A 26,935-nucleotide genomic window follows, 5' to 3' on the forward strand; every position below is an offset into this window, starting at 1 on the left:
TCCCTAAAGTATATGGAATTGATACGGTTTTAAAATATGAAACTCCGGAAGGTGATACCAATTATTCTGATGTTCTTGATGCTCCGGTAGAAGTAAAAGAAGCTGGATTTTTTGAGAAATTCTTTGGATGGATTTAATTAAAATGGCTCTGTTAAGTTTTTGTTAGCTAATATTGTTGAAATCATTTTATTAGTATTAGTTATCTTCAAAAAATGACCATTGTACTGTACTAGACAATGACTTAACAGAACCTTTAAAAACATGGAAATTATTTAAATGATTTCGCAGACTCAAACCTATTTGGAAGTCCAATGTATAATACAACAGCAGGCGGCGAAAAAGGTTAAATGTTGAGTAAATTCCTGTTCTATTTTGGTATTGTGAAATGATTATGTAGAGGAAACAAATTAGAAGTTGGCAAAACAGTGGGCTATCTGTATATGATATATAACTGCAATAAAAGAAATTAAAAAGCGAAATAATTTGGGGATAGAACAGAATTATTTTTATCTTCTCGCAATTATTTTCATTTTTTTAAATATTTTCATTTTTTAGAATTATTTTTATCTTTGACACCCAATAATCAAGACAGGTTACTGAAATTTTGTAACACTCTAAATTCCAATACTTAGATCACAAAACCAACAATTCATTTAAAATAAGTAGTTATCAAACCTTACGTAAATTCACAACATATAAGCAGAGGTATGAAAATAAAGGATTTTTCATAATATAGAACATACAAGGAACAAAACCAGATTTTACTTTCCAATCATTTAATCTCCATATGCTTTCATCCATAAACTTCAGCCTAAAACTCATTAAAGTTGGCAGTATCTTCAAGTTTTTGATGTTATCGATTCCCAGTACAACCGCGTAAGTATGGTACACAATGTTATTTTGAGATAAGCTCTTAGATAAATAGCGATTTACGGAAAAACAGTAAAGAAAAACCAGTATAAAAAGAGACAAAAAGTAGGCCAGAAGGCCTACTCTGTTTTAAAGTATTTAATTTATCGAATTTATTTTGCTGGAATGACGAGGGATCTCTCACCAGCAGGAACGAACTCTCTAATGGCACCGCGGCCGAACTCTCTCCTGGGCTCAGCGAAGTTGAAGGGCAGGAGGTCGTCAGCGAAGCAGACCTTGATGAGTGGGTTGACGGTGAATGCGTCTCCACGGCCTGAGTGAGCTGCCTGAGCGATACCTGCGTATCCACCCTGGTGACCGACGTTCATTGCGTAGTTGGGGTAGTTTGGACCACGGAGTTCGTCTGGGAGACCTTCGTCGCCCTGGTAGGACAGAACGTTTGTGGCACCGCACTGATCCTGCAGGTCGAAACCGAAGAATCCGAGTCTGCCCCATGCTTCCTTGTGCAGGTACATGGAGAGGTACCAGCCAGAAAGACCGGCATTTGCGTTTGCAGTTCCGAGGGAACATGCAACACCGGCTGCGGCTGCGAGCACGGTTGCTCTCTGGGAACCACCAAAGTGGTCTTCAAGGGCAGTCGGGAACTTCTCGTAGGTCTCGATACCATAGAGTGTGGACTCGGTTGCGATGTCCTTTACGACATCGAGAGTTGCCTTTACCTTGTTGTCCTTACCTACGTTTGCAGCACCGTTGTACTTGTCGTTGATGTAGTCAACATCATAGTACACGTTGTTGTCGAGGATATCATCGGTGTATGCAGCTGTTGCATACTGTGTGAATCCGACACCACCGGACATGTAGGATCCGAGCCAGATCTGGTCGTAGAGCATACAGCCTGCACCGACGACTTCAAGAGCAATCTTTGCTGGGTCTTCGGATGTGCGGCTTGTCTGGATGATGTCTGAGAGGTGACCGAAGGAAAGTCCACCGGGCTCGTTTGGTCCACGTGCACGCCTTGCTGGGAGCATTTCACCCATTGAGACAAGGGCTGCGTGCTTTGCAGCGAAGGACAGGTCAGCGACGGCTGCTTCACCGGCGCACATTGCGTATGCGGAAATGAAAGACATACCGATCTGCATGGCTGCCCACCTGGAGGTCTGAGCACCGTCAGTTGTTCTGGAGACAATTGTTGGGATGTGGATTGCCTGCCAGGAAGTCTTGCCGATGGAGGCCTTAATCTGGGCTGCCTGTTCTTCGGAGAATTCCTTGTTGATGTCAATAAGGAACTGCTTGTCTATTTCGTCTGCGAGGGCGTCGTCACCTGTGAAGACTTTCACGTAACAGTCGTCAACAAGGGCAGGGTGGGTTTCGACCATCATTTCCTGAACCACTGCTGCACCGGGCATGGCATGGTTAAGGACTTCAAGGTAGTGGTTGATGGTTTCAGGGGTAACTTCCTTACCCAGCCTCTTCTCAAGGGTCTCATGAGCGAGGTCAAGACCGACAATACAGGTTCTCCTGATGTCATCCCACATCTGCTGCATTGCAGCGTTGTTCACGTAGTGGAGGTCATCAGGTTCACAAACAATATCAGTACCGGAAATGGTGTAAGGAGTAATTGCACGCTGACCGAGAGGAGCACCGGAGTGCATCATTGGGTTATAGAATGCAATACCTCTTTTCTCAGCAATTTCCTTACCGGCTTTAATCATTTCGACCTTTCTGGGGTCCTGCTCAGGGCCTAACCTCAGGAACTTTTCAGTCTTGCCGGTGATGTCGCCACCACTCTGCTGGTTTGAACCAAATTCCTGTGCGAACTTGACTTCCATATCCTTTTTGAATTTTGAGAAAATGTCTGCTGCCATTGTGGTCACCTCATTTCGGCTGGAAACCGAATTTTGTCCTCTGATCGAATATCCTGTGTACCCATTCAACGACTTCTGCATCGTCCCTGAAGGCTACATTGTCCACACGGTAAATTGTGGTTCTCTTTGCGGCTTCTTCGCTGGACATGGGCTTGCCGAGGTCCACTTTCCTGTCGAGTGGAATTGCAACCTGGTCCTTGTCCATTATGATGGTACCGTTCTCAAGTCTCCTCCTGTCGAGCATGTCGAACATTACACCGTCTTCCTGGAGACGGACAGAGTGACCGTGCACTGTTGCACCACGCACACCTGCGAGTGCATGGTCAGTGATTTCGGTTTCCATCTGAACCTTTGCGCACTGTTCCATGTCTCTTTCACGGGCTTCAACTATTTGACGACCGGAAAGGGTACCTGGGTCTACACCTCTGAAGTTGATTGCTGCAAAGTAGGATCTGAAGTATGGGGTTGCAGGTGCATTGTACATTGAGTCAGCAAACTGAATGTACCTTACTCTGTCTCCTGCTGCTGCGCCGGGTGTAGGTGCAACATTTTCACGAGTCGAGCATGCAGGTTCTCCCATTTCTGCAAGTGGTGGGTGGGTGCTTGGATAATCGCTCCCTGGAGCGCGGTGCCCAAGAACTGCGGTTAAGTCTTCGTCTGAAATTTCCCTGAGTTTCTCAAGTTTTCCAGACATGTGTTTTCTTCTGTTATCGGCAACTGATGTTGCGCCTGGATAAAATTGTCTTTCGTAAGCCATCTCATGCAACTCCTTTATGATTTTCTAACTGGTCTAATGTAGTCTTGACGTATTTAATAATAAGATTTAGCTTGTCCCTGGGACAGGAGTCACCGCGTGTAACTCCACTCACCATATCCATCACAATTCCTTTTGTACGAATATTTTCATCCCTTGGCATTACTAATCTCGTCTTTATCCCTGCCTCTGCAAAATCCTCAAAATCTACCGGGATCTGGCTGACTACAATCGCCGGAATATTAGCCTGGCTCAGAATTTCCCTGGTCTTTCTAACCACATGATCCTTGATATTTCCGAGGTGAATCACGGCCAGCTTGTGCATTTCAATCTGTGCAACTTCTACCGGACTCAGTACAAAAGATCCGGTCCTCATACCTGATTCAGGGATTCCGGAACCTGAGTAAAGTACCAGCACACTGACCTGAATGTTTTCTTTCCTCATGCCGTATGTGATCTCACATACCGGCCTTGTGATATGTCTCTGGCCGGGACTCATTGCAATAGCCACTACCTCAGCACGGCCGGCTTCCGAGAGAGTACCTCGCTGAGCAAGTCCTCCTCCTTTGCCAAGTCCTGCGCCGCATCGGCAATCAACTACCTGCGTTTCCCGATCGATCATCATACTTTTTTCACTCATCTTTATCTTTTTTCTTCTCTTGCTCTTCTTGTTTCTCGATAAAGATGAGCTGATCTGCCCTGGTTCTAGGATCTACCATACCAAGCAACCGAGGGTCTGCTTCAGGACCAAGTTTAGCATAGTCAGTTACAGTAGGCTTTTTCCTGAGGAAATGTCCTTCCCTGAATTCAAAGGGAAACGGGAGCAGTTTTTCGCACACTTCCCTGATCTGTTCTTTAGCTTCGGCATTTGAAAGTTCAACCCTGATCCTACCCACACAGATCTTTAATTCGATAACCTGGTCTCCAATCTGAATAGGCTTTCTCAGTGGATGTTCCACTTTTTCCCCAGTCCCAGGGCCGGCAGACACCTTTTCAGGCAGCCTGTTGCCCTGCAACATGACGCGGATTACCCCATCCACCTTGTAGATTTCAGCCATGAGCTTCTGAGCCGTTTCAGGGGACAGGATTCTACTGGGAAAAATCTCGATTTGAATAGAATCTTCCGTACTTGAAGCAGAGTCTGACATCGTTAGACCTTTTGAGTTATTATTTAGAGCGCTCCTGCAACTGCCTTTATCGGCTCGCGGAATTCCTTAATTGCACCAAAGACGTCACCTATCAGGCCGGATGTTGATTCGATTGTGAACATCTGGGTACCTGCATCAAGAGCGACTGCTGCGCATACACAGGGGATTGCGAATCCTCTGGAGTGTCTGGTAACAACGTGGTTACCGTTGAAGACACCAGGCCCACCGCCACCATAAATGGAGTGGCTGAAGAATGAGAATCCTACTGCTGTACCTTCTACTTTACCGTAGTCACAGCCTGGAAGACCAGTTTCCTTCTCAAGGATATCATTGAAGTAGAGAAGAGTTGAGGAAACGTTCTGAGCTGCACGTCCTGCACCACAGTTTACGAGGGTGGCTGCAAGGGTACCGACTGCTGCACAGGCATTCCACATCGGAACGTCGTTTGCTTTATAGAAATTGTATCCAGAGGGAGCGGTCTTGTCAACGGAGATAATACCAGCTTCAATTGCCCTGTGGACAATGGACTCGATAACGGTTCCAATGGTACCGTTCTTACCGTTTTCTTTTACGATGTCATATAAGAGGTTGTTGGCGTTGAGACCCTGGTATGCAAGACCGAGGAGTTGATGTCTCTCGAACATACCGACTGCTCCACCCATCTCGAAAATACCAGCCTGTTCGTAGATAGAAGAGAGAGCTGATGCGTTCATTGCATTCCTGCTAGAGATTGCTGCAACGTGGTTGGCCATAATGTTCCTGAGGGAGAAGCCAAGACCTTCGTTGTTCTGGGGGATGCTGAGAATGCCCTGAACCTGACCACCCATGAGATCCATTGTCTGTGGGTAGCTTCCCCAAACAGCGGCTTTTACGATAGGAGCGTCATAGGGGTCAGTTCCGAACATGTCCATAATAGTCTGGGTGACTGCTGCTGCACCAACTGTTGTTGCAGACATGAAATCGGCACCTGCAATCATCCTGGACTGTGGGGACTGGACCAACAGGCTCTTTCCGCCTTTGACTTTGATGACATTGGTATCGTCACCTTCATCGACCTGGACAAGTTTCTTAACGTTTTCTGCAATTGCATCAGCATTGCCTACAATGTCATAGTTAAGTCCGCGGCCTAAGATCTGACGGCCCTTTCCACCCATCTTGCCGCTGGCAAGTGCACCTTGGATACCTGCGAGGCTGACTGCAACTGACCTCTTGGTGTCCATGATAATCTTTTTAATTGCTGCGTTTCTTGTTGGAGCAAGGCTCATAATGTCGACATTGCTCTCGAGCAGTTTTCCTCTGTCGTCGTAGATGTCTACTGTGTCAGACACTTTAATTTCCTCCTTAATTTATTAAAATCATTTTGGGACTGGTCACCTACTCGAGTGCTTTTGCACTCAATAAATCAAGTACCGCTTTGTTTTTAAGTGTCCACTTTCCCAATGAAATCTCATTCGTTTAGAAGGTACTTAAATCTTTTGTGTTCTCCGATAAATGAATTCATGTATTTTTTTAAAATATATTTTATTAATTTGTAATCTATTTTTGGAAAAAGATATAAAAAAACGATAGCGATGGGAAAATGAAATTTCAAGATACTTAAAACCTGCCAAAAATATACCAGACTACTTATAAAAAATAGTTATTATGAAAATTGAGAATATAGACGAAATTTATGATTATGTTGTTTTGTACCTGAAAATCATACCAAAAAGATTTAGTAATATCTTGGTAATACGAAAGTTTAATATGGAAGTAGTTGTCGATGTAGGCGGAAATCCAGGAGTAGACTGTAGAGGCTTTTGCAAGTACTGTTATTTCAAAAAGGTCAAAGACATTCAGCCTCTGGGCTGCAAACATTGTCTTCCGTTCAAAAAAGGTTGTGACTACTGCACACGCGGTGTAAAGGAATTATACTCGGGTTTCAAGCCTCTCCAAATAGTACTGGAGGAAACTTCAAGAAAACTCTATTTCGCAAGTGGCAAGATTAAAAAGTTCACTATTAGCGGAGGAGGCGATTTAAGCTGTTATCCTGAACTGAAGAATCTCGTAGCTTTCTTATCTCAGTTCAAGACCCCAATACATCTAGGGTATACAAGCGGAAAAGGTTTCAGCAAGCCCGATGATGCTCTTTTTTATATAGACAATGGAGTCACAGAGGTGAGTTTTACAGTCTTTGCGACTGATCCGGTTCTAAGAGCAGAATACATGAAAGATCCGGAACCCGAAGCTTCTATACAGGTTCTTCGAGACTTCTGTGCTCATTGTGACGTATACGGAGCAATTGTGCTCATCCCTGGAGTAAATGACGGGAAGATCCTTGATAAGACTCTCAATGATCTTGAAACTATGGGTGCAAAAGGAGCGATTCTAATGAGATTTGCAAACTTTTCGGAAAACGGACTTATCCTGAATAATGCTCCTATTATTCCTGGCATAATTCCACATAACATTGAGGGATTCACTGAGCTGGTACGCAACTCTGCAGCAAAGCACCCCTCAATAAGGATAACAGGAACCCCGCTTGAAGATCCTTTAATTGGCTCTCCTTTTGCTATTCGAAATGTTCCCGAAGCCCTTGAAAAACTTCCGAGGACAACAAAAAGAGCTACTATAATTACAGGCCAGATAGCAGTTCCAAGGTTGAGGGAAATCTTTGAAGCTCTCGGAGGGTCCGTAAATGTAGTTTCTCCAAAAAAAGACATTGGGTGTCTCATTACTATTGAGGATCTCAAAAACATGGATCTATCTGAAGTAAGCGAGACTGTTTTTATCCCGGGGAGGGCTTTTGTTCATGACATGGAAGTTAAAGAGGCCTTTAAAAGAGACGGGATTGACAGGCTTGTTCGCAGGGGTCCAGAGCTTCTTTCTGTAGATGGTGAAATGTCAATAGGCATGAACAAAGAAGAGGTTTTGGAACTGGAAATTAAAAACTTTACCGAACTCATAGAGCAGATTAACTCCCTTGGGCTGCCTGTGAAATAAATTAAGTCATATCAAACAAATTAAGTCATATCAAACCCAAGCCTTAATCTGAGAAAAAAGCACCAACAGCATAAAAGAATTTTTTCTGTATAAGATACAGATAATCAAACAGATAGTAGATAAATAGTTATATAGTTATATAGTTATATAACTATATAACTATATAACTATATAATTATACAATTACACGAAAAAATACATAGAAAAGTTGTCAACATTAAGACAGAAAAATTTTCCCTGTCGGAAACTGTCAAAACCTGAAAAGGGTTTATTTCCAGAAGGAAAAATAAGACTATTTAGAGTAAAATTAGAAAACTAATTAATAAATACTTCTATATTTTAGGGCTCTCAAACTGCCCTGTCTCCTTTCAGACAATTAAATTAATTTATTCCAAATGTTACGATCTAGTATTATTTATTCTCAGCGCGCAGATCCAGACATGAAATCTGAAAGTCCCAGCTGTTTAACCCTGTGATTCTCGAATAGAGAACATATATCGTTGTCCACAAGTTCAATTCTCTGTCTGGTATAGCTAGAAACCCCATACCGTTCTCCAATTTCTTTTGAAATCTCAAGATACTTACGGACAGCTCCTTCGTGTACGGTCAGTACTACATTACCTCCGCACTTAGGGCAGGCTCCAGTTAGTGGAGGGCGCCTGAATTTCTCTCCACATTTTATACAGCGCATCCGCTGCCTGGAAAAAGAACGGAGGTTTCCGAGAAGATCAGGAAGGAAATGAGACTTGAGCACCCTTTCAGCCACATCAGGAGCATCTACTGCCCTTATTTTGTCAGCAAGGGCAAGTTGAGCCTCCATTTTTTCAATCATGCTTCCCAGAGTTTTATATGAAGAATTGAGAGGGCCTGCAGCAATATCCGAAGTGTCATGTGTAAACATAAAATGATCGTACTGCTCGGGGGTTCCAAGTCGACTGCTCACGAGATCCATAATACCTTCGAGCTCTGTAGGATTTTTGATCTCCTGTGTAGCCTTATAGAACTCCAGAGGGTATCTGGCAGGTACATCTATATTATGTGCCTCCTTGTCCACTTCTTTGGGATCAATTCTCGTAGTAAGTACCAGAGGAGCGTCCATTTTCCCACCCCTTTTATCCGGGAGATAAGACCTTGAGAAATTAAGGATTCCATCCATGAGAAGCATTACGCAATCTTCATCTCCATCGCAGTTCCTGCGTTTTGAAGCGTGAAAGAAAGGATGAGCATAGCCGACTGAAGCTCGTGTAAACCCTATTAAACGCCCCAGCACGCCTGCGGAGGTGTGCGGAGCAAGCCCGATGAGCAGTGCGCCTACAAGATCCTGGATTGTTTCGGCATTGTAATAAGGTTCAACCCCGTAATATTTCACAAGCAGGTCATCCACGTATTTTGCGATACGCAGCATATACTCACCTCCGTCATAAGAAATCACAAGATCCTGAACCTTCAGGCAGACGATCTGGTCATCTCTTTCAAGGGGCTTTCCGTAAACGTCTTCTACATAACCGAGTTCCCGGAGCTTAGCTGCTGTTATCCCTATTTCATCCGCTCTGATATGTGTAAGGGGAATATCCGACATGTCATAGCGAACAGTCCCATCCTTAAAAATATAGACATTATGTTTTGCCCTCAAGATTCCCTTTTCCAGGGGTTCGGGAGTCATTTGCCCATTCATAAGCCGTTTTACACCTTTGATGAGGGCCATTTTCTCTCTTTCCCCTACATTCTCAAAAGCCTGCTTATAAATGGAATGAAAATCCAATTTGACATTTGCAACGGAAGTTGGCTTTCTACCGCATTTAGGGCAAGTTTCGGAGTTTCGAACCTCAATTTTACAGCGATGACAGAAGAGTTTTGGACGGGTATACTCTCCACAGTCACAGCGCCAGAAATAAGTCTCTTTCCCACAGGCAGGACACTCCCTGATTCCCATCTCCACTTCAATTTCGCCTATTTTCCCATTCATGGATGCTGAGTAACTTGAAGCGGATACAATATTCCGCGTAATTCCCCCAGCATTACCTATAGGAAAAAGAACCTGAGCTGCAGGAGACATTTTTCTCAAGTTGGATTTCTCTGGTCTTCCCATCCTTGCCCCAATTCTCGAAGGAGCCCTTGGAAGAACTTTAAACCCACTTAAAAGAGCCGCAGCCTCCACCATATTATCAGTATCAGGCATTTTGGCCTTCTCTTTAAGTTGGTGATCAAGCCCAAGGCAGAGAATAAAAGGAAGAGCTTCTTCAATCAGTATTGTGTCAGCTTTTACCCTGTGAAGTAAAAGGAGTTTTTCAAGTATGAATTTGACACCACTTTCCATACAGGCTTTCAGAGGTAATCTGAGAATCCCATCTTCAACCGAGAAATTTCCTTTCTCAGCCACGAATTTTCTTAAAGCTTCAAATTCATTTCGGTCTATATCATGCCAGAGGTATGTAAATTTCGGATGTAGAGGGACCTCGTATTCTTCCGCAAGCCTGAGAGCCAGAAAGGACGACGGATTTTTTAATTCCTCTTCAGGTATTTCCTCAGAGCAAGCCGCTTCATAATCGTAAATCCACCATTCAAAAACATAAGGTGAAGGCATAAGAGGGTGATTGTTTTCCAGAAAGTCCCCGTAATTAATCAGGATCTCTCCGATATCTACAATTACCTCTACCTGAGAGCGAAGCTCATAAGCTTCCTTTATATTGTCTACACGGACAAGGTCTCCGGAACGAAGGCGCACAGTTGGCCCTTCTATCGAGTCTACAGCAGACATAGCTGCAGCCTTTCCAGGTCTTTCAACTTTGAGCTGGGTTCCATTAGTAATAAAATCGTCAAGTAAAACCATAGTAGATGGGTTAATCCCAGCAGCCGCAAAAGAGGTATTTCTGGAACGGCCATAGCGAAGCCTGAACCCTCCTGGCCTTGAAGGATGGGAAAAAACCGGCCTGCCTGCAATCAGGTCTCTTATATACTTATCCTTTGGCTTGATCTTATTTTTTTGCTCATTTTCCTCATCTTCTCCAGCTTTTGCACCTCCTATAAGGGTTGTCAGCCAATCCCATCCATCCATGTTCAGCTTGTTAACATGTTTCTTAACCTTTGGTGCCTTAAGGGCAAGCCCTTCGGCAAGTACAAGGCACATTCCCCCTCTGACACGGTTTGTCCCAATTCTTTCCAGATCCCTATGCCCTTCAACCTCAGCTTCCTCGGTTGGATCTCCATCAATACAAACAGGGCAATTCTTGACAATCAGGCGAATTTCATCTTCAGAAGGCATGTATTGAAGGCTTGCAACTTTTTTGTAAAGCAGGATCTCCTCCACATAACGCTCTACTTCCTCAGGCCTTGGTTTATAGCGGTCAATACCTATTCCGCGCCTTACATAATCACCTACAAGTACGGAAAGAGCCTGGGCTGTTCCTCCTGCACTCCTTATAGGCCCGGAATAAAAAATCCGAATATACTGCGAACCGTCGTCGTTCTTCCCCAGTTCGACTTTATCAATCCCTTCAATAGGGGCTGCAACCACTCCTTCCGTAAGTGTAGCCATGGAAACCCGGATAGCAGCTTCAACTGCATCCTTTTTTGTTGCGAAACTTCCTACTTCTCCTTCTGCAACCTGACGCCCAATTTCAAGGGCAGCCTCTTCCCTTGACATTTTGTTCTCAAGTTCCCGGATTTTTGCAGCAACTCCATCTACTCCTATAAGGTTCTCAACCCTATCAGCAAGATCTTTGGCAAGAGGAATTTCTACAATGGGCTTTGGGTCACCTCCACGAGCTCGAGCTGTGTTTGCAATTTTAATGGCTTCTTTGAGCCTTGCTTCAAGTTCGTCGAAGTATTCATGCATTTCTTTACTTGCAATTGTCTCACCCATTTAAAAGCCCCTTTAAAAAATTGGTATTATCTCTGCCTGCGACGAGATCCGGATGCCAGAATGCTTGAAATTGAGGTTATAAAAAGGACAAAGATGCCTACCCAGATAAGATAACTCCCTGCCTTCTCCATGCCCAAAACTGTTAAAAGCAGGCCTGCAGCCAATACTACAAGGTTAATCTTGTTTATTCTTTTGTTCTGATCTACGACTTTTTTATGAGCCTGCATTTTTACCAGATTCTCTTTTTTCTCAGCGTTCAAAATTCTTCCCTCTCAACCATTAAATAAATCTTCAATTTTCTGTCACAACTGAGCTTAAAAACTGTTTACAATCGAGCTTACAACACTATATTACAGTTGAGCTTAAGCAACAATCTTTATGGAGGATGCTTCCCTCAGTCGATTGATAAGAGCTTCCCCAAGCCCAAAACGGCTAAATGACCCATCAGCCACGATTACATCCAGTCCTTTCTTGTCAAGCTTTCTGAGCCCTTCAAAAAGTTTTCTAGCAGCCACTTCTGGTTCTTCCCTGGGCCCTAGCAAAAGACACTCATACGGGTCCAAGTTTTGTAAAGCAAGGAAAGTTGCAGTCTCCTTACTGGTTTCCTCACTGAGAAGAAGCCCGACTTTCTGCCCTTCGCTTCTATAGCTTTCAAGCAGTTTGACAAGCTTTTCGGAAACCGATTTACCTTCTCCTTCAACAAGCACAACCTTTGTGTCAGGGATATAATGACCGTATTTCTGACCTGCTTTTTTTTCCGACAGATCAGGTTCATTCCCAGCTTCACCATTTTTGTATCCGGACCTGACCTTTCCTATAGCGTTTTCAAGCTCTTCGAGACTTACTGCTCCAGGTCTGAGCACAACAGGTGGCTTGATAGTCATATCAATTACAGTTGACTCAAGACCTATGGCAGCCTCCCCTCCGTCAAGAATTGCATCAATCCTGCCTGTAAGATCCGACATAACGTGGGTTGCAAGGCTGGGACTAGGCTTTCCTGACAGATTGGCACTGGGAGCAGCAAGAGGAGTTCCTGCTCTCTTTATGAGTTCCAGAGGAATTTTATGGTCAGGCATGCGGACTCCTATTGATTTTAGTCTTCCTGAAGTAATGTTTGGGACAATATCGTTTTTCTCCAGAACAATCGTAAGAGGGCCAGGCCAGAAAGCATCCATTAGCCTGAAAGCGCTTTCGGGAATGTTTCTTGACACTATCTCAACATCTTCCCTTGAGTGAACAAGCAGGCTAAGGGGATTTCCCGGAGGACGTTTTTTTGCCTCGAAAATCTTCAGGACTGCTTCAGGGTTCAGACCGTCAGCTCCAAGGCCGTAAACCGTTTCCGTGGGAAAAGCTACAGTTCCGCCACGCTTGATAATCGCTGACGCTCTTTCAAGGACGGAATCAAAATTTTCTTCGGAGACCCTAAAAACCAGAGTCTTTACTTTATTTCCGTTTTCTGCCTGCACAGGGGTAAACTCCTTTTCGATCATAACTTTCTGTAGCTGTTTCTTCTGTTTATTTTTTCAGCCATTTATCGACGGCAACCTCAAGTTCTCTGTGGTTTTTCGCATATTCTTGCAGGCTAACTCCTTCAAGAGTTGCTTCAAGTGCCTGCCTGCAAGCAGTGGCACCGGCTGCCGTGCCCATTGGATGGGCGTGAATTCCGCCACCGAACTGCATAATAACATCCCTTCCGAAGATAGCGTACAGGTCAGGAATCATAGTAGGAGCAAGCCCTCCAGACGCAACAGGGAACATGGGTTTCAATCTCCCCCAATCCTGGGCAAGGACATGCTGGCTTTCATCCGCAGGCACATTGTCTAGCACACATTCATCACGAAGAGATAGAACCTCGTGTTTTTCTCCGTGCATTTTTCCTACAACCGTACCTATGTGAAGCTGGTCAAGCCCGATTAATCTGCAGAGCTTGGCAACGACAAGCATGCTTATCCCGTGGCGTGGATTCCGAGTATAGGCTGAATGCATGCATCGGTGAGCATGGAGTGCAAGTTCTGCATCGTCTGCTTCTTCCCTTAGGGTCTGAAGTGCAGTCCAGCCTGCAGGTACGATGTCGATCATCGCATAACTGGCACCCAGGTCTTTAAGGATGTTCATACGACGGATCATTTCTTTACAGGTAGGGGCAGTAATGTTGCAGAGATACATTTTACGCTCTCCGGTCTCAGATTCTGCCTTTTCTGCAAGCTTCAGGGTAAGTTCAGCTCTTTTTTCAAAGCTGTTAAATTTCTGATCCGTAAGGTTCTCATCATCTTTGACAAGATCGCAGCCTCCTGCAAAGGATTTGTAAGCAACCTCAGCGTGTTTTTCGGAGGTTAATCCAACTTTCGGCTTGACAATAGTTCCTATGAGAGGCCTGTCCTGAACTCCTGTAAGTTCCCTGATTCCTGGCAACCCGAATTTAGGGCCTTTGAACTCATTAAGCATCGAACCGGGGAAAGCAATATCCTGCAGCCTAAGATTATCAACTACTTTCATACTCAGGATATTTCCTGCAACCGCACTGAGTACCTGCGGGACCGAACCGAGTTCAAAGAGCTCTTCCGAATAAGCTACCCTTACAGTCTGCGCATCCTCATCCACGTAAAAGACATGGGGCTTTAACCTGGCTGCAAGTTCGGGACTCAGCGTTGAAATTTCAGTCCAGGAGTCTATAGAGCTTTCACCTGCCATATGAGTTGCAGCTTCCTCAAAATTCACTCCTGCTGACGGTTCGATATGAAACTCACATATCAGATCGGTATCCTTTGGGCTGTAGCCCGTGTCTATATAATCCCTTCGCATTGTTTTCCTCCTTGCTGAATAAGTTAATCTCCAGAATAAAATACGTTAGAATATACTAAATAGAATTATAGTTCTGGTTGAAGGAAGTAACGGAACATAAATAAAAACTTGTTTATTTGATAAATTGAAAAAAATAGTATGAGTTAATAGCATAAAAAGAAACAGAAAAACAATAGAACTCAATTGTTCTATAGACTAGTGCTGATATTTGGTGATATTACTCTCCGCTTTTGGGGATTTAAGCTATATTTCAGGTTTTTTTCAGCTTTGGATTAAGTAAACCTCTTAGTATGTTCTTAAGATTTCGTTCTCATCCTTTTGAGACTGTAACTAAGAGCCTATCCGAAAAGTAGTTACCCGCTATAATTTTTACAATATGCAATATGCAAAACCGGAACAGATGCTCGGATATCAGATCTATTGCAACTTTTCGAATGCATTACTGACTTTTCGGATAGGCTCTAAGTTGAACTGCTGTACCAGATTAAACTGTCGGATTAAATACGTACACTTTGATATTAAATATCAAGTACATATGCACATTTTGACATTAAATATCGAGTACAAACAGTACAATGAAATATACAGTCATCGAGATAAGTCCAAGAGGTAATCCAAGCTTTGCCCATTCCTTACTGGTTATACCCAATTTGCTTGCAGAGATGATATTCGGGATATTTCCTGGAATCAGCATTCCACCTGATATTAAAAGTCCCATTAGTACGCTTTTTATCTGGAATTCGCTGAGGACAGGTCCTATCTCAGCAGCTGCGAGAGTGGCATTATCAAGGACGGCAGAAACCATATTAATCCAGTAAAGAGCCATAGACGGGACCTGAATGAAGTACTCGAAAATGATAGGCTTGAATCCTTCCCCGAGCAATACGAGTGCTGCAATAAACACATAAACCTTTACAGCCCTCGTTATGACATCTTTTACAGTCTCATTATAATCTGCCGCTTCCATTTCGTGTTCTTCTGTACCGGTTTTTCCGAGGAAAAACATTCCAACAATACCATAAGCAAGGATACCTGGAATTATATATTTCCCTAGCATATTAAATAAGAACATGAAATCTGCATGGTAAGGCTCACCAGATAATTTTGAGATGGCAATTGTTGAAAGAGGTTCACCAAGGGGAGTAAGCGCAGCGCCAAGGCCAATTGAAAAACATGCAATAATTGTCAGGTCTATCTTGGATTTTCGTGAGAGAGGCATCGCATTAACCACCTCAACGAGAATAATTGCTGCAAGAATAGCTGACATCACGCTTGAAGTAAACCCAAGGACAACAATGAGAATAAAGGCCAGAACCCTGACTGAAAGCGTGTCAGTCAACTTTCTGATTGCTTTGTGAATCGGAGCATGCCATTTATAGATGATCAAGCCAACGACAAGCACTATCTGGAATATGCCTATTGGAATGCCGAATATATCTCCAACATGCAGCGGTGCAGTTATTGCTTCTTCGATTATCTCCAAATTCCAGCCCGTCTCTACGCCCGGAATTTTAGCAAAACCTGACAGAGACATTGCAAGCACTCCGCATATAAAAAGGAATACTTCCAAGTTCTCTTCAATAACATGTACTTTAAAAGGTCCTAGCAATACGGCCAGGAATATCACAAGAAATCCAATTAGAACTCCTAGATCAAGAGCCATTATTTTTCCTCCTCTGGTAATTTTTAGATTATTGATTGCCTGGGGAGACTTATATACAGGAAAAAATTACAAAGCCTCGACTATATGGCCATTAAGATGACCTGCTTTATTATAAATTAACCTGTAGTTATACTGTTCAATAATATAATTGTTCCGTATATACTCGATTTAAAGTCTTTGAAGCTGAAAAAAAATCAAAGTTACTTTACACGTGAGTTTGGATGAAAATTGATATTCAAGTTTGCAGAAAGTGTTTACTTACTTCGTTCCCAAAATTGCAGACCGTAAATGTGGATTATAAGCAAGCTGTCAAATAAGCAAACTGTTAAGGCTGATTTCCTTTAACTGAGTCAGTAGAAAAGGTAAGAAGGAGATAATAATCAGACTTTAGAGAGTTTATTCCAGTTGTCGTTTCAATAAGAGAGTTTCGAAATATATGTGGTAAAAATTATAGAAGAATACCTAACATGGACACATATAGAAAAATAACAATTTGAAGATTGAATTTGACCTTGTACGTCTCATTAAAACTTTAAAAAGACTTACTGGAAAATAAATGCTGTAATTAAAAAATAAACGTATTTCATTCAAAATAGATAAGAAAATTTCTAGGAAAAAATGTAATAATTTATCAGTACTATCCACACTTATGTAACTATATAGACAATTTTAAGATATTGTAATTATGTAAACAATTTTAACATATTTGTAATTATGTAAACAATTTTAAGATATTGTAATTATGTAAACAATTTTAACATATTGTAATTATGTAAACAATTTTAAGATATTGTAATTATGTAAACAATTTTAACATATTGTAATTATGTAAACAATTTTAAGATATTGTAATTATGTAAACAATTTTAACATATTGTAATTATGTAAACAATTTTAATATATTTATAAATTGTTAACAGTCTAGAACTACAATAAAAATTTTGAAATTTGCTTTTTTCATCAAACTCGGATAAAATACAAAAATAGGAGTATTTATTAAAGTTTTTATCGTTTTAAAGGTTTTATCGAGATTAGATTTCAAGATCCAGTGATAAATTCAAAACATGAAAATTACTGGATCTTGAAACTTAATTCTATTTACAATGGTGGGCAAATTTTAAGTTTAGAACCCAAACACAAATATAACGGCGAAGTAGATAGCCATAGAAACAAGCCCAAGAGGTAATCCAAGCCTCGCCCATTCTTTACTGTTAATACCAAGTTTTCCTGCGGAGATGATGTTCGGGATATTTCCAGGGATTAACATTCCACCTGAAATTAAAAGCCCCATAAGAATACTCTTTATCTGGACTTCGCTAAGAGCAGGTCCTATCTCAGCAGCTGCAAGAGTGGCGTTATCGAGAATAGCTGAGACCATATTCACCCAGTAAAGAATACCTGACGGGATTTGTATGAAGTATTCAAGTATAAGAGGTTTGAAACCATCTCCGAGAAATGTAAGAGCCATGATAAACACATAAACTTTTACAGCTCTCATTACAACATCTTTTACAGTCTCATTATATTCGGCTGCGGTCATTCCCTGGTCTTTCGTATCAACTTTTCCAAGGAAAAACATTCCAATAATACCATAGACAAGGATACCTGGAATAATGTATTTGCCCAGCATGTTAAATAAAAACATAAATTCAGCATGGTAAGGTGCACCAGATAATTTTGAGATGGCAATTGTTGAAAGCGGTTCTCCAAGAGGGGTAAGTGCAGCGCCAAGGCCAATTGAGAAACAAGCAATAATTGTAAGGTCTATCTTGGACTTTCGTGAGAGAGGCATCGCATTAACTACCTCAACAAGAATAATTGATGCAAGAATAGCTGACATCACGCTTGAAGTAAACCCAAGAATAACAATGAGAAGAAAACCCAAGACTTTTACAGAAAGCATATCAGTTAATTTTCTAATTACTTTATGAATCGGAGCATGCCATTTATAGATGATCAAGCCAACGACAAGCACTATCTGGAATATGCCTATTGGAATACCGAATATATCCCCAACATGCAGCGGTGCAGTAAATGCTTCTTCTATGATCTCCATTCGCCAGCCGGTCTCGTTACCCGGTATTTCGACTAAACCTGAAAGAGTCATTGCTGCTATTCCGCACACAAGCAGAAATGGTTCCAGATTTTCCTCAATAACATGTATTTTAAAAGGGCCGAGTAACACGGCTAAGAATATTACAAGAAATCCAGCTAAAATTCCTGGTTCAAGAGCCATTACTTTTTTTCCTCCTTTAATATTTTTAGACCGCAAAGTCTGAATTACCTACTGTGAAACAGTGTTAGAGCCTAGAATGTTTTAGTCTTATAAAGACTTGCTCTATTTATTCTTTGGTAATATATTAGTCTTTAATATTCAAATTAATTTTTATATTTTTTACAAATAAGGTTTATTTACTTTTTGAGAATGGACTTTGCCCATAATGCATTTTTTATTATAAACAGAAATTACTTTCGGTCCAAAAATCGGAGAAATCATATAGCTTCGGACCTTTCATCTATTAAGTAAACCTGTTAAATTGTTTTATATATAAAAGTAGACATTAAGTACAAAAATTTTAGTTAAAATTGGTTCAGAACCGATAGTTTGTAAAATTAGCACAAATGTAGAATTTATTTGCCCATTTGCCCTACATTATATCTAAAAGATAAAACAAATATTAAAATTACTGCCAATTTGGGAAAATATATAACACTTTTGTGCATATATACGGGACAATGGGAGAAAATAAGGGACAATGTATATTTTTTAACAAATTCTCAAAATTAAAGAATTCGATCATGCTTCATGCTTCGGAACATATCTCAATCACACTCTTAGAATATTTATTCCAGATTTCTGGCAAGGAGCAAGCTTTTTTTTGTTTTCATTTCGTTTAGGAAGCATTTAGTTCGATTATAAATTGCAGGCTTCTTATAGAAAAAAGAAAAAACTCTGCTGATTTAAAAGAAAATAGGTGGTTAAAGCCTGAGTGATATTCCGAGAAAAGATATAAAGAACTCATGTTAAACACTGGGACTAATATCTAAAACGAAAAAATTATAAATCAGACATTGATACTTGCAACGATCATAGAAAAATTACATTTGAAAAATGATACTGGGAAATCCAACTAACAAATGGATTTTCTTCAAATTAAATAAAAATTTTCAAGTTAGAAAAATTAGAATTCCGGCAAATTTGAGAAAGTAAATCGGTCCTGAATTAAACAAGCTTTTTTAGTATATTTTCTCTGGTTTAATTCTAGCCAAATATAAGGGGACACTAAATCTCAAATTTCCAGAAAATCCTTGAAATTTGCTTTCCATTGAATTTGAAGAGAACACTGTAAGGTATAAAGAGAACACCGTAAGGTTATCAGTTATTATAATGTTTTGAAGGGCTTGATTCAGTTTCAAAATCCAGTGATCTAATCTATACTTTATTCAGTGAATAATCTATACTTTACTCACTGAATAATCTATACTTTATTCACTGAATCTTGAAACTGAATCTATTAACTATGGCCAAGTTTTTATTTTAGACTCAAAGCACAAAGATGATGACGAAATAGATAGCCATAGAAACGAGCCCAACAGGCAATCCGAGCCTTGCCCATTCTTTGCTTGTTATGCCCAATTTGCCTGCAGAGATGATGTTCGGAATATTTCCAGGGATCAACATTCCACCTGCAATTAAAAGACCCATAAGGATACCTTTTATCTGGGCTTCACTAAGGGTAGGTCCTATTTGAGCTGCTGCTAAAGTAGCGTTGTCAAGGATAGCAGAAACCATGTTAACCCAGTACAATATTGATGGGGGTATTTGTGCAAAATATTCGAAAATAATAGGCTTGAAACCATCTCCCAGTAATGTAAGAGCCATAATAAACAAGTAGACTTTAACAGCCCTCATTACAACGTCTTTTACAGTTTCATTATATTCTTCGGCTTTCATTCCGGGATCGTTCACACCAGCTTTTCCAAGGACGAACATCCCAAAAAGCCCATAAGCAAAGATACCTGGAACGATATATATGCCAAGCATTTGCATTAAGAAGTTGAATCCCGCATGGTAAGGTGCACCGGATAATTTAGAGATCGCGATCGTGGAGAGAGGTTCTCCAAGAGGAGTAAGCGCTGCACCAAGTCCGATTGAAAAACATGCGATAATTGTAAGATCTATTTTGGATTTTCGTGAGAGAGGCATTGCATTAACCACCTCAACGAGAATGATTGATGCAAGGATAGCCGACATCACACTGGAAAACAGACCAAGAATAACAATGAGAATGAAAGACAGAATCTTAACAGAGAGCGCTGAGGCAATTTTCCCTATTACCTTTTGAATAGGTTCATGCCATTTATAGATAATTAAACCAACAATAAGAACTACCTGGAATATACCGATCGGAATCCCTGCAATATGTAAAGAGTTCAGCGGTGAAGTCAACGCTTCTTTGATAATCTCCGGCCTCCAGCCTGTTTCTGTATTCGGAAGTTCGACAAAACCTGAAATTGTCATTGTCGCAACTCCGCATAAAAACAGAAATACTTCCAGATTCTCCTCAATAATCTTGACTTTAAAAGGGCCGAGCAATACGGCAAGGAATATTACAAGAAAGCCAGCTAAAATTCCTGGTTCTAGACCCATTAATTTTCCTCCTTTACTATTTAGTCTATAGTGGTCTATAGTGTTCACAGAAAAGTAAGCCTGTAGACTATGCTGTATACATTTGACCCTAAAAACAGCCTAAAGCTCTGTTTTTAGGGGGATAAAATAGTTGATCGATACGTGAATGTAACAAGTATACTGTTTATTGATAAGTAAAATCATTAATTGTGAGCACTGTAGATTACAAAATGTTTGGAAATTAACTGATTAATTAACTAATGTTAAACATTGAAAAGCCCCGATTACTTTCGTTTTATAAAGGTCTTCTATATTTTTCCATAGATTAGTTCAATATCCATACTTATGAGAAAGATTTTCAATTTGCTTCTCAATAGAAGCCTTATCTAAGATTTTTTTGGCTCTTGATAGAATATTTTGATCTTAGCTTTATGAGATATTGTTTTACCCCATAAAAGATAACAAATTTATTTCTGTCACTTTTATCTTTCTTACTCGTATAGTATTGAGTTTTTTATCGAGAAGCCCTCTAAGTTTTCGACTGTGAACGGATCAAGTACATTATGTACAAGACTTATTCCAGTCTTGAGAGTAGAAGAGTCAAGTTCCTCTAACCAGATAATGCCTTGAAATTTCGTCTTCGACCACACATGTTTTTATTGTTTCGGGACTACAGATTCCCTGTTAAACAATAATGCGTATATATTTTTTGCTTTTGTTCACATTAAAAGTACAGTTAGTTATAAGAAAGTCCAAAAGTATAAAATTTATAACATTAAGACATAAATTATTTAGTTTTATATTTTACAATCAATCGAATCATTTTTATACAATTTAGGGGATGTTTTATTTTTATAGAATATATAATTTTTAATTTATAATATGCCAAAATAGATTAAATCGGATATTGTTGAGAGTCTCAATACCTGGGTCAAGAAATAGTATGTTGATATGGAGTATGAAAAGATATTACAAAAATATATTATATTAATATAACAAAAATCGAGATAAGGGCAACTCATAAAAGACATAAACAAACTATAAAATAAGACATAAATAAACTCATAAATAAGACATAAACAAACTATAAAATAAGACATAAACAAACTATAAAATAAGACATAAATAAACTCATAAATAAGACATAAATAAACTCATAAATAAGACATAAATAAACTCATAAATAAGACATAAAAATAAAGTGAAGTAAAAGGAAAGTAAAAAAATTAAAAGTAATTAAAGTACACGTAGAAAGCGCACTAATAAAATATACAAATAACATGCATTGAAAAGTTTAAGTTCTCACTTTAAACAACAGAAACACTTTTTGTCTATAGAAAGTTCTGCATGCTTTCTATTTTTAACGCTATATGTTTTTCACGATCTGTTTTTAACTACTATTCGACATGCGATTATCAGAACTTAAGACTAATCATTTCTAGTGTATCGATTCAAAAATTGATCAATAAATCGAAGGAAGAGTTTATTGATCAATGAATAGATTTAGAATTTCAGTTTTATGAGTGTACTTAGGAATCGAAGTACTAGCTATAATTTTCAAATCGTTTCTCAGTATGTTTTTGTACTTAACTCTTCAATTAGATCTTTAACTCGCTCAGTTCTTCAAGGCCGTTTGCGTCAGTTAATTTCAATTTCAACGGGCTTTTCTTCATTACAACGCTTGAAAGTAACCTCAAGTACTCCGTTTTTATAACTGGCTTTTGCACTCTTAGGGTCCACACGAACCGGAAGCTCTATGTCTTGTGAGTACTCGGAAGTTCCAAGGATCCTGATTTCAAGATTTTGAGCAGTAGCATGCAGAAGGAGATTTTCTTTTTCTATTTCCGGTATTTCTGCAAGTACGTGTACCAGTTCTTCACTTTCAAAAATATCAATTAAAGGATCTCTTATTTCGGAGGGGAAGAGATTCTCTTCATCTTCAGAATGTTCCGAAACGTTTCCAAACTCCCGGAGTTCAGGATCTTCCCCCGGGCAATGAATGATAGAAAATCCATAAACGAAGGGGACAGACTCTCCCATATCTTCCAGGAGGGCTTCGATCATTTCTTCCAGGTTGTCAAAAAGTTCAGACCCAAAATCTTCAAAGAAATCCTTTCTTTTTCTTGTGCCCACCATTATTACCTCTATTTTTCCTCGTGCTGTTACACTTGAAGTGCAATTCCCGGAAAGTCACTCAATGTTTATTGAGGTTCGGGAACTGGATTCCAGCCTCTTAAAGGTAACTTCCAGCACACCGTTTTTGTATGTAGCTTTAGCGCTCTGGGGGTCAACCTTTACGGGCAGTTCTACACGTTCGGAATATTTTGGATTCCCATCTATTGTTTCGATGTCAAGTATTAAATCAGTTGCGTTTAGTCTGATATTTTCTTTCTCGATACCCGGAATCTCGGCAATCACATGAACCTTCTCTTCGGTTTCCAGTATATCAATAAGGGGTTTTCTTGTATCAAGACAACACTTTTCTTCGGTCTCAGTATGCTCAAACATAGGAATATTCCCGAATTCACGGATTTCAGGTTCTTCTCCTGGTCTCTGAGTTAAGGAAAAACCATAAACGAAAGGTTCCTGCCCGAAATTTTCCACACTCATACCCATTGCCCTGCTGAAGCGTTCGAACATCTCGTCCACGTCCTTAATCGGGTCAATTCCGAAAATTTCATCGAAAAAATTTTTCCTTTTTTTACTGTCTCTGTCCATATAATTACCCCGATATTAATTTATCCATTGATAACTCGTTATTTGTGAATATATCAAATCAGCTAGTATAAATCAGTCATTGTTTCTGTTCATTGGTTCCTGAATTCTTGATAATAAAAAGCCGGGAGTCACCGGCTTATAAGGAAGTGGGCTTACTGAGCCTGGAAAAAACCCGGAACATTTTCGTGTTCGATTTCTTTTTCCGGTTCTTCAGCCTCGGGAACTTCTTCTTCAAACTCAGTTGCGTATTTAGCAAAGAATTCAGCACTCCGTTCATAAGCTGCAAGGTTTTCCCTGGATGTTGTAGGCTTTACACGGCGGATTGCATGTTCAAAGTGCTTCTTTGAAATACTGATTTCGCCTGCCCGTTTCTCAATGTCCTTTCTGCCAACTCCTGGAGTAACGATTTCCCTCAGTGCCAGCATCGCAGCTTCCCTGCAAATACCCTCGATATCCGCACCCACATACCCTTCTGTCAAATCAGCGAGTTCGGAGAGATTTACATCTTCTGCAATGGGTTTTCCCTGTGTATGGATTTCAAAGATCTTTTCCCTGCTTGTTTTATCAGGCAGCTTGACATAGATAAGCCTATCAAAACGGCCAGGCCTAAGAAGCGCAGGATCTACCATATCAGGCCGATTCGTGGCCGCAACAATAATTACGTCCTTGAGCTCCTCCACTCCATCAAGTTCGGTAAGGATCTGACTGACAACTCTTTCGGACACGTGCGTATCTGAAACAGAACTTCTTTGGGGAGCAATTGAATCGATCTCGTCAAAGAAGACCACTGTCGGTGCAGCTTGTTTGGCTTTCCTGAAAGTTTCCCTAACCGCACGCTCGGACTCTCCCACATACTTGCTAAGCAGCTCCGGACCTTTAATGCTGATGAAATTAGCTTCGCTTTCACTTGCAACAGCTTTTGCAAGCAGAGTTTTACCCGTACCTGGAGGCCCGAACAATAGTATTCCTCTGGGAGGTTTTACACTGATAGTGTTAAAGATTTCAGGGTACTTCAGTGGCCACTCTACAGCCTCAATAAGTTCCTGTTTTGCATTTTCAAGTCCTCCGATATCCCCCCATCCTACATGAGAGACCTCAACATAAACTTCCCTCATCGCCGAAGGCTCGATATTCTTCAGGGCTTCCTTAAAATCATCTTTGGTGACTACAAGCTTATCAAGAATCTCCTGCGGAATTTCTTCTTCTTCTATATCGATTTCAGGAGTTATCCTTCTAAGAGCATGCATTGCAGCTTCTTTACAGAGAGAAGACAGATCAGCGCCTACAAACCCGTGAGTTACATCTGCAATTTCACCAAGGCTTACGTCCTCCTGAATAGGCATACCTCTAGTATGAATGAGAAGAATCTGTTTCCTACCATTACGATCAGGAACTCCGATTTCTATTTCCCTGTCAAATCTTCCACCACGGCGGAGAGCTTCATCTATTGAGTTAGGGCGGTTTGTGGCAGCGATTACAACTACCTCGCCTCTGGATTTTAGCCCGTCCATGAGGGACAGCAACTGAGCAACTACCCTGCGTTCCATTTCTCCTGTAACTTCACCGCGTTTGGGAGCTATGGAGTCAATCTCATCTATGAAGATAATAGAAGGTGCGTCTTTTTCGGCTTCTTCGAAAATTTCACGAAGCTTCTGCTCGCTCTCTCCATAATACTTGGAAACGATTTCAGGGCCACTAATAGTAATGAAATTTGCATCGGTTTCACTCGCAACTGCCTTTGCGATCAGTGTTTTACCCGTGCCTGGAGGCCCATGAAGCAGAACTCCTTTGGGAGGTTCAATTCCAAGCTTCTGAAAGAGTTCGGGATGTCTCAGCGGCAACTCAATCATTTCTCTGACAAGTTGAATTTCCCGTTTAAGCCCACCGATATCCTCATATGAAATGCCTTCTGGAACCCGGATCTCCTCCGCAGATTTTTCCTTAATGACTATATCAGTGTCTTTAGTAACAACAACAGGTCCGGCAGGTCTTGTAGATGCAACTACGAAAGTCAAAGGGTTATTTACAGTTTCCACCCTGATCTGCTGACCTTTGTTCAAGGGTCTCCCCTCAATAATTCTGAGAATGTAGTGAGCCCCTCCAACAAGTCTCACAGGTTGAGAAGGAGCAAGGGTAACTCTCTGGGCATGTTTTGCCTGGACTTTCTGGATTGTGACCCTGTCATCGATCCCAACTTTGGCATTACTGCGCAGGTTCCCGTCGATCCGAATCCGATTTTCCTGTTCACGCTCTACATTTGGCCAGACAATTGCGTAGGTCTTGGCTCTTCCTGATATCTCAACTATATCCCCACTTACAAGCCCCATCTGCTGCATCAAGCGGGTGTCAATTCTTGCAATTCCCCTGCCCACATCCTTATGATAAGCTTCAGCGACTCTCAAATTAGTTTCTTCAATCATTCGTTCTCAACTCCGATCTCACGGATTTTCCAGTAATACTGGTTATTTTTGATACCATACTCAATAAATCCCCTCTTTGTAAGGTCTATCAGGTTAGCGTTAACAATACTCGGGTGCAAGCGCAGATTGTAACATAAGCTAGCCAAAGTGGTTTCATCTTTCAGAAGCTCAAACAGGAGCTCACACTCTACAGGGTTCCTGGCTATTTCTTCAATTGAGTCAAGACAACGGTTCATAGCTTCTGTGTACTCAGCCTGGAGCTGCTGCTGCATCTGTGCAAGTTCTTCTTGCCTTTTTTTGAGTTCCTTAAGTCTGCCGTTCAATTTTAGAAAGAAAGCCGACGGTTCTTCCCCTTGAGGAGTCTCCTCTCCCACAGGATCCTCTTCTTTATTTTCCCTATCAAAAGGAACATCATGAAGCGTTACTGTATAGGCATATGGAGATACTGATACTTCAAGTCGCATGTTGTTTGCGATATTGAAGTACTTGCGCCTCTGTTCATCCACACTGCATTCTATAAGTCCTGCCTGCTCAAGCAGACCTAGATGACTTATTATGGCTTTTGGCCCTACTCCCAACCTGCTAGAGATCTCACTGACATAGCAGGGACGATTTGCAAGAAGTTGAATAATCTTCCTTCGGTTTTCATTCCCCAGAATGTCAAGTAATTTTGTCGGGTCCATTATTTTCCTCTGATAATAATCTAAATTTGTGAAATATTAAGGCAATAGTGCCAGACTTTTGAGATTGTATTATTTTGGTTATAAGTGTCTAGCCTTGAGTAAATTCGAACAGGAAAACCTGCCTGAAACTTTACCCGGAAGACTAGCTGGAAAGGAGAATGTACATGATAGTAACCAATAGTTATCATTAAATATATATAAATGTTTCCCTGGTTATTTGCGTAATTGTTTGTGCAGTTACTTGCTTTTTATAATAAACAAAAATAAGAAAGTCTAGATATGAGGTACTAACTAACAGCAAAATTGGATTGAAGTATAAGAAGAAATGGCTAGAAGAAACGGCTGAACTAAGTGCAAGTTAACAAAATAAGAGTTGTCATTCATGAGTATGGAGAACAAAATACTTATTGTTTTCATTAGTTCCTGACAAACTCTTTGTTGAACCTGAACTAGTGCTTAGATTCTGATGTTAATCCATAAAATAGATATATTGATTGTTCAATATATTATCTAATGTCTCGTATAAGCCGTCGCCCCC

At 40.7% G+C, this 26,935-nt stretch carries 17 protein-coding genes; 1 reads left to right on the forward strand and 16 read right to left on the reverse strand.

Annotation, left to right across the window (positions count from 1 at the left end):
• Positions 1–1,022: 1,022 nt before the first annotated feature.
• Genes mcrA through mcrB form a run of 5 tightly spaced genes read right to left on the reverse strand, consistent with a single transcriptional unit; the run spans position 1,023 to position 5,965 of the window.
• Entirely contained in the window at positions 1,023–2,735 is a 1,713-nt protein-coding gene (gene mcrA / locus ASJ81_RS17910; RefSeq protein WP_095645536.1) for a coenzyme-B sulfoethylthiotransferase subunit alpha, read from the reverse strand.
• A gap of 10 nt (positions 2,736–2,745) precedes the next feature.
• Positions 2,746–3,492: a coenzyme-B sulfoethylthiotransferase subunit gamma gene (gene mcrG, locus ASJ81_RS17915; RefSeq protein ID WP_095645537.1), complete on the reverse strand. Its 747-nt coding sequence runs from the start codon at positions 3,490–3,492 to the stop codon at positions 2,746–2,748.
• 1 nt (position 3,493) lies between these two features.
• Positions 3,494–4,114, reverse strand: a complete 621-nt coding sequence (mcrC, locus tag ASJ81_RS17920) for a methyl-coenzyme M reductase I operon protein C (protein WP_095645550.1) — start codon at positions 4,112–4,114, stop codon at positions 3,494–3,496.
• A 7-nt stretch (positions 4,115–4,121) separates the two neighbouring features.
• Positions 4,122–4,637, reverse strand: a complete 516-nt coding sequence (gene mcrD, locus ASJ81_RS17925; RefSeq protein ID WP_095645538.1) for a methyl-coenzyme M reductase operon protein D — start codon at positions 4,635–4,637, stop codon at positions 4,122–4,124.
• Positions 4,638–4,660: 23 nt separating this feature from the next.
• Positions 4,661–5,965: a coenzyme-B sulfoethylthiotransferase subunit beta gene (gene mcrB, locus ASJ81_RS17930; protein WP_095645539.1), complete on the reverse strand. Its 1,305-nt coding sequence runs from the start codon at positions 5,963–5,965 to the stop codon at positions 4,661–4,663.
• Between the two features lie 418 nt (positions 5,966–6,383).
• Between mcrB and mmp10 the strand changes: the two genes are divergently transcribed.
• Complete coding sequence (gene mmp10 / locus ASJ81_RS17935; protein WP_095645540.1) at positions 6,384–7,619, forward strand: methyl coenzyme M reductase-arginine methyltransferase Mmp10; 1,236 nt, start codon at positions 6,384–6,386, stop codon at positions 7,617–7,619.
• A gap of 421 nt (positions 7,620–8,040) precedes the next feature.
• Here mmp10 and ASJ81_RS17940 read toward each other — a convergent pair whose 3' ends face one another.
• From ASJ81_RS17940 to ASJ81_RS17990, 11 genes are all read right to left on the reverse strand, one after another.
• Positions 8,041–11,481 carry a DNA polymerase II large subunit gene (locus tag ASJ81_RS17940; protein WP_095645541.1) on the reverse strand — a complete coding sequence of 1,147 codons (3,441 nt, stop codon included), beginning with the start codon at positions 11,479–11,481 and terminating at the stop codon, positions 8,041–8,043.
• Positions 11,482–11,507: 26 nt separating this feature from the next.
• Positions 11,508–11,741 (reverse strand): hypothetical protein, encoded by a 234-nt coding sequence (locus ASJ81_RS17945; protein ID WP_048108560.1) that lies wholly within the window; start codon positions 11,739–11,741, stop codon positions 11,508–11,510.
• Positions 11,742–11,843: 102 nt separating this feature from the next.
• Complete coding sequence (locus tag ASJ81_RS17950; protein ID WP_338037643.1) at positions 11,844–12,971, reverse strand: L-threonylcarbamoyladenylate synthase; 1,128 nt, start codon at positions 12,969–12,971, stop codon at positions 11,844–11,846.
• A 25-nt stretch (positions 12,972–12,996) separates the two neighbouring features.
• Positions 12,997–14,325, reverse strand: coding sequence for a type III ribulose-bisphosphate carboxylase (gene rbcL / locus ASJ81_RS17955; protein WP_275112584.1), 1,329 nt, complete (start codon positions 14,323–14,325; stop codon positions 12,997–12,999).
• A gap of 508 nt (positions 14,326–14,833) precedes the next feature.
• Positions 14,834–15,946, reverse strand: coding sequence for a DUF1646 family protein (locus tag ASJ81_RS17960; RefSeq protein WP_095645543.1), 1,113 nt, complete (start codon positions 15,944–15,946; stop codon positions 14,834–14,836).
• 1,123 nt (positions 15,947–17,069) lie between these two features.
• Complete coding sequence (locus tag ASJ81_RS17965) at positions 17,070–18,182, reverse strand: DUF1646 family protein (protein ID WP_095645544.1); 1,113 nt, start codon at positions 18,180–18,182, stop codon at positions 17,070–17,072.
• Between the two features lie 1,308 nt (positions 18,183–19,490).
• The gene (locus ASJ81_RS17970; protein WP_095645545.1) at positions 19,491–20,597 is read right to left on the reverse strand and encodes a DUF1646 family protein; all 1,107 of its coding nucleotides are present in this window, start codon (positions 20,595–20,597) and stop codon (positions 19,491–19,493) included.
• A 1,617-nt stretch (positions 20,598–22,214) separates the two neighbouring features.
• Positions 22,215–22,712 carry an Hsp20/alpha crystallin family protein gene (locus ASJ81_RS17975; protein WP_095645546.1) on the reverse strand — a complete coding sequence of 166 codons (498 nt, stop codon included), beginning with the start codon at positions 22,710–22,712 and terminating at the stop codon, positions 22,215–22,217.
• A gap of 54 nt (positions 22,713–22,766) precedes the next feature.
• Entirely contained in the window at positions 22,767–23,294 is a 528-nt protein-coding gene (gene hsp20 / locus ASJ81_RS17980; protein WP_095645547.1) for an archaeal heat shock protein Hsp20, read from the reverse strand.
• 152 nt (positions 23,295–23,446) lie between these two features.
• The gene (locus ASJ81_RS17985; protein WP_095645548.1) at positions 23,447–25,714 is read right to left on the reverse strand and encodes a CDC48 family AAA ATPase; all 2,268 of its coding nucleotides are present in this window, start codon (positions 25,712–25,714) and stop codon (positions 23,447–23,449) included.
• A complete protein-coding gene (locus ASJ81_RS17990) occupies positions 25,711–26,397 on the reverse strand; it encodes an ArsR/SmtB family transcription factor (protein WP_095645549.1) in 687 nt (228 codons plus the stop codon). The genes ASJ81_RS17985 and ASJ81_RS17990 overlap by 4 nt, the downstream gene beginning before the upstream one ends.
• Positions 26,398–26,935 lie beyond the last annotated feature (538 nt).

Origin of the sequence: Methanosarcina spelaei, assembly GCF_002287235.1 — an archaeon.
GTDB classification, from domain to species: domain Archaea; phylum Halobacteriota; class Methanosarcinia; order Methanosarcinales; family Methanosarcinaceae; genus Methanosarcina; species Methanosarcina spelaei.

Coding starts and splice junctions, on each gene's coding strand:
- mcrA (WP_095645536.1), bottom strand. CDS start 2,735: ATGGCAGCAGACATTTTCTCAAAATTCAAAAAGGATATGGAAGTCAAG.
- mcrG (WP_095645537.1), bottom strand. CDS start 3,492: ATGGCTTACGAAAGACAATTTTATCCAGGCGCAACATCAGTTGCCGAT.
- mcrC (WP_095645550.1), bottom strand. CDS start 4,114: ATGATGATCGATCGGGAAACGCAGGTAGTTGATTGCCGATGCGGCGCA.
- mcrD (WP_095645538.1), bottom strand. CDS start 4,637: ATGTCAGACTCTGCTTCAAGTACGGAAGATTCTATTCAAATCGAGATT.
- mmp10 (WP_095645540.1), top strand. CDS start 6,384: ATGGAAGTAGTTGTCGATGTAGGCGGAAATCCAGGAGTAGACTGTAGA.
- ASJ81_RS17940 (WP_095645541.1), bottom strand. CDS start 11,481: ATGGGTGAGACAATTGCAAGTAAAGAAATGCATGAATACTTCGACGAA.
- ASJ81_RS17950 (WP_338037643.1), bottom strand. CDS start 12,971: ATGATCGAAAAGGAGTTTACCCCTGTGCAGGCAGAAAACGGAAATAAA.
- ASJ81_RS17960 (WP_095645543.1), bottom strand. CDS start 15,946: ATGGCTCTTGATCTAGGAGTTCTAATTGGATTTCTTGTGATATTCCTG.
- ASJ81_RS17965 (WP_095645544.1), bottom strand. CDS start 18,182: ATGGCTCTTGAACCAGGAATTTTAGCTGGATTTCTTGTAATATTCTTA.
- ASJ81_RS17970 (WP_095645545.1), bottom strand. CDS start 20,597: ATGGGTCTAGAACCAGGAATTTTAGCTGGCTTTCTTGTAATATTCCTT.
- ASJ81_RS17975 (WP_095645546.1), bottom strand. CDS start 22,712: ATGGTGGGCACAAGAAAAAGAAAGGATTTCTTTGAAGATTTTGGGTCT.
- hsp20 (WP_095645547.1), bottom strand. CDS start 23,294: ATGGACAGAGACAGTAAAAAAAGGAAAAATTTTTTCGATGAAATTTTC.
- ASJ81_RS17985 (WP_095645548.1), bottom strand. CDS start 25,714: ATGATTGAAGAAACTAATTTGAGAGTCGCTGAAGCTTATCATAAGGAT.
- ASJ81_RS17990 (WP_095645549.1), bottom strand. CDS start 26,397: ATGGACCCGACAAAATTACTTGACATTCTGGGGAATGAAAACCGAAGG.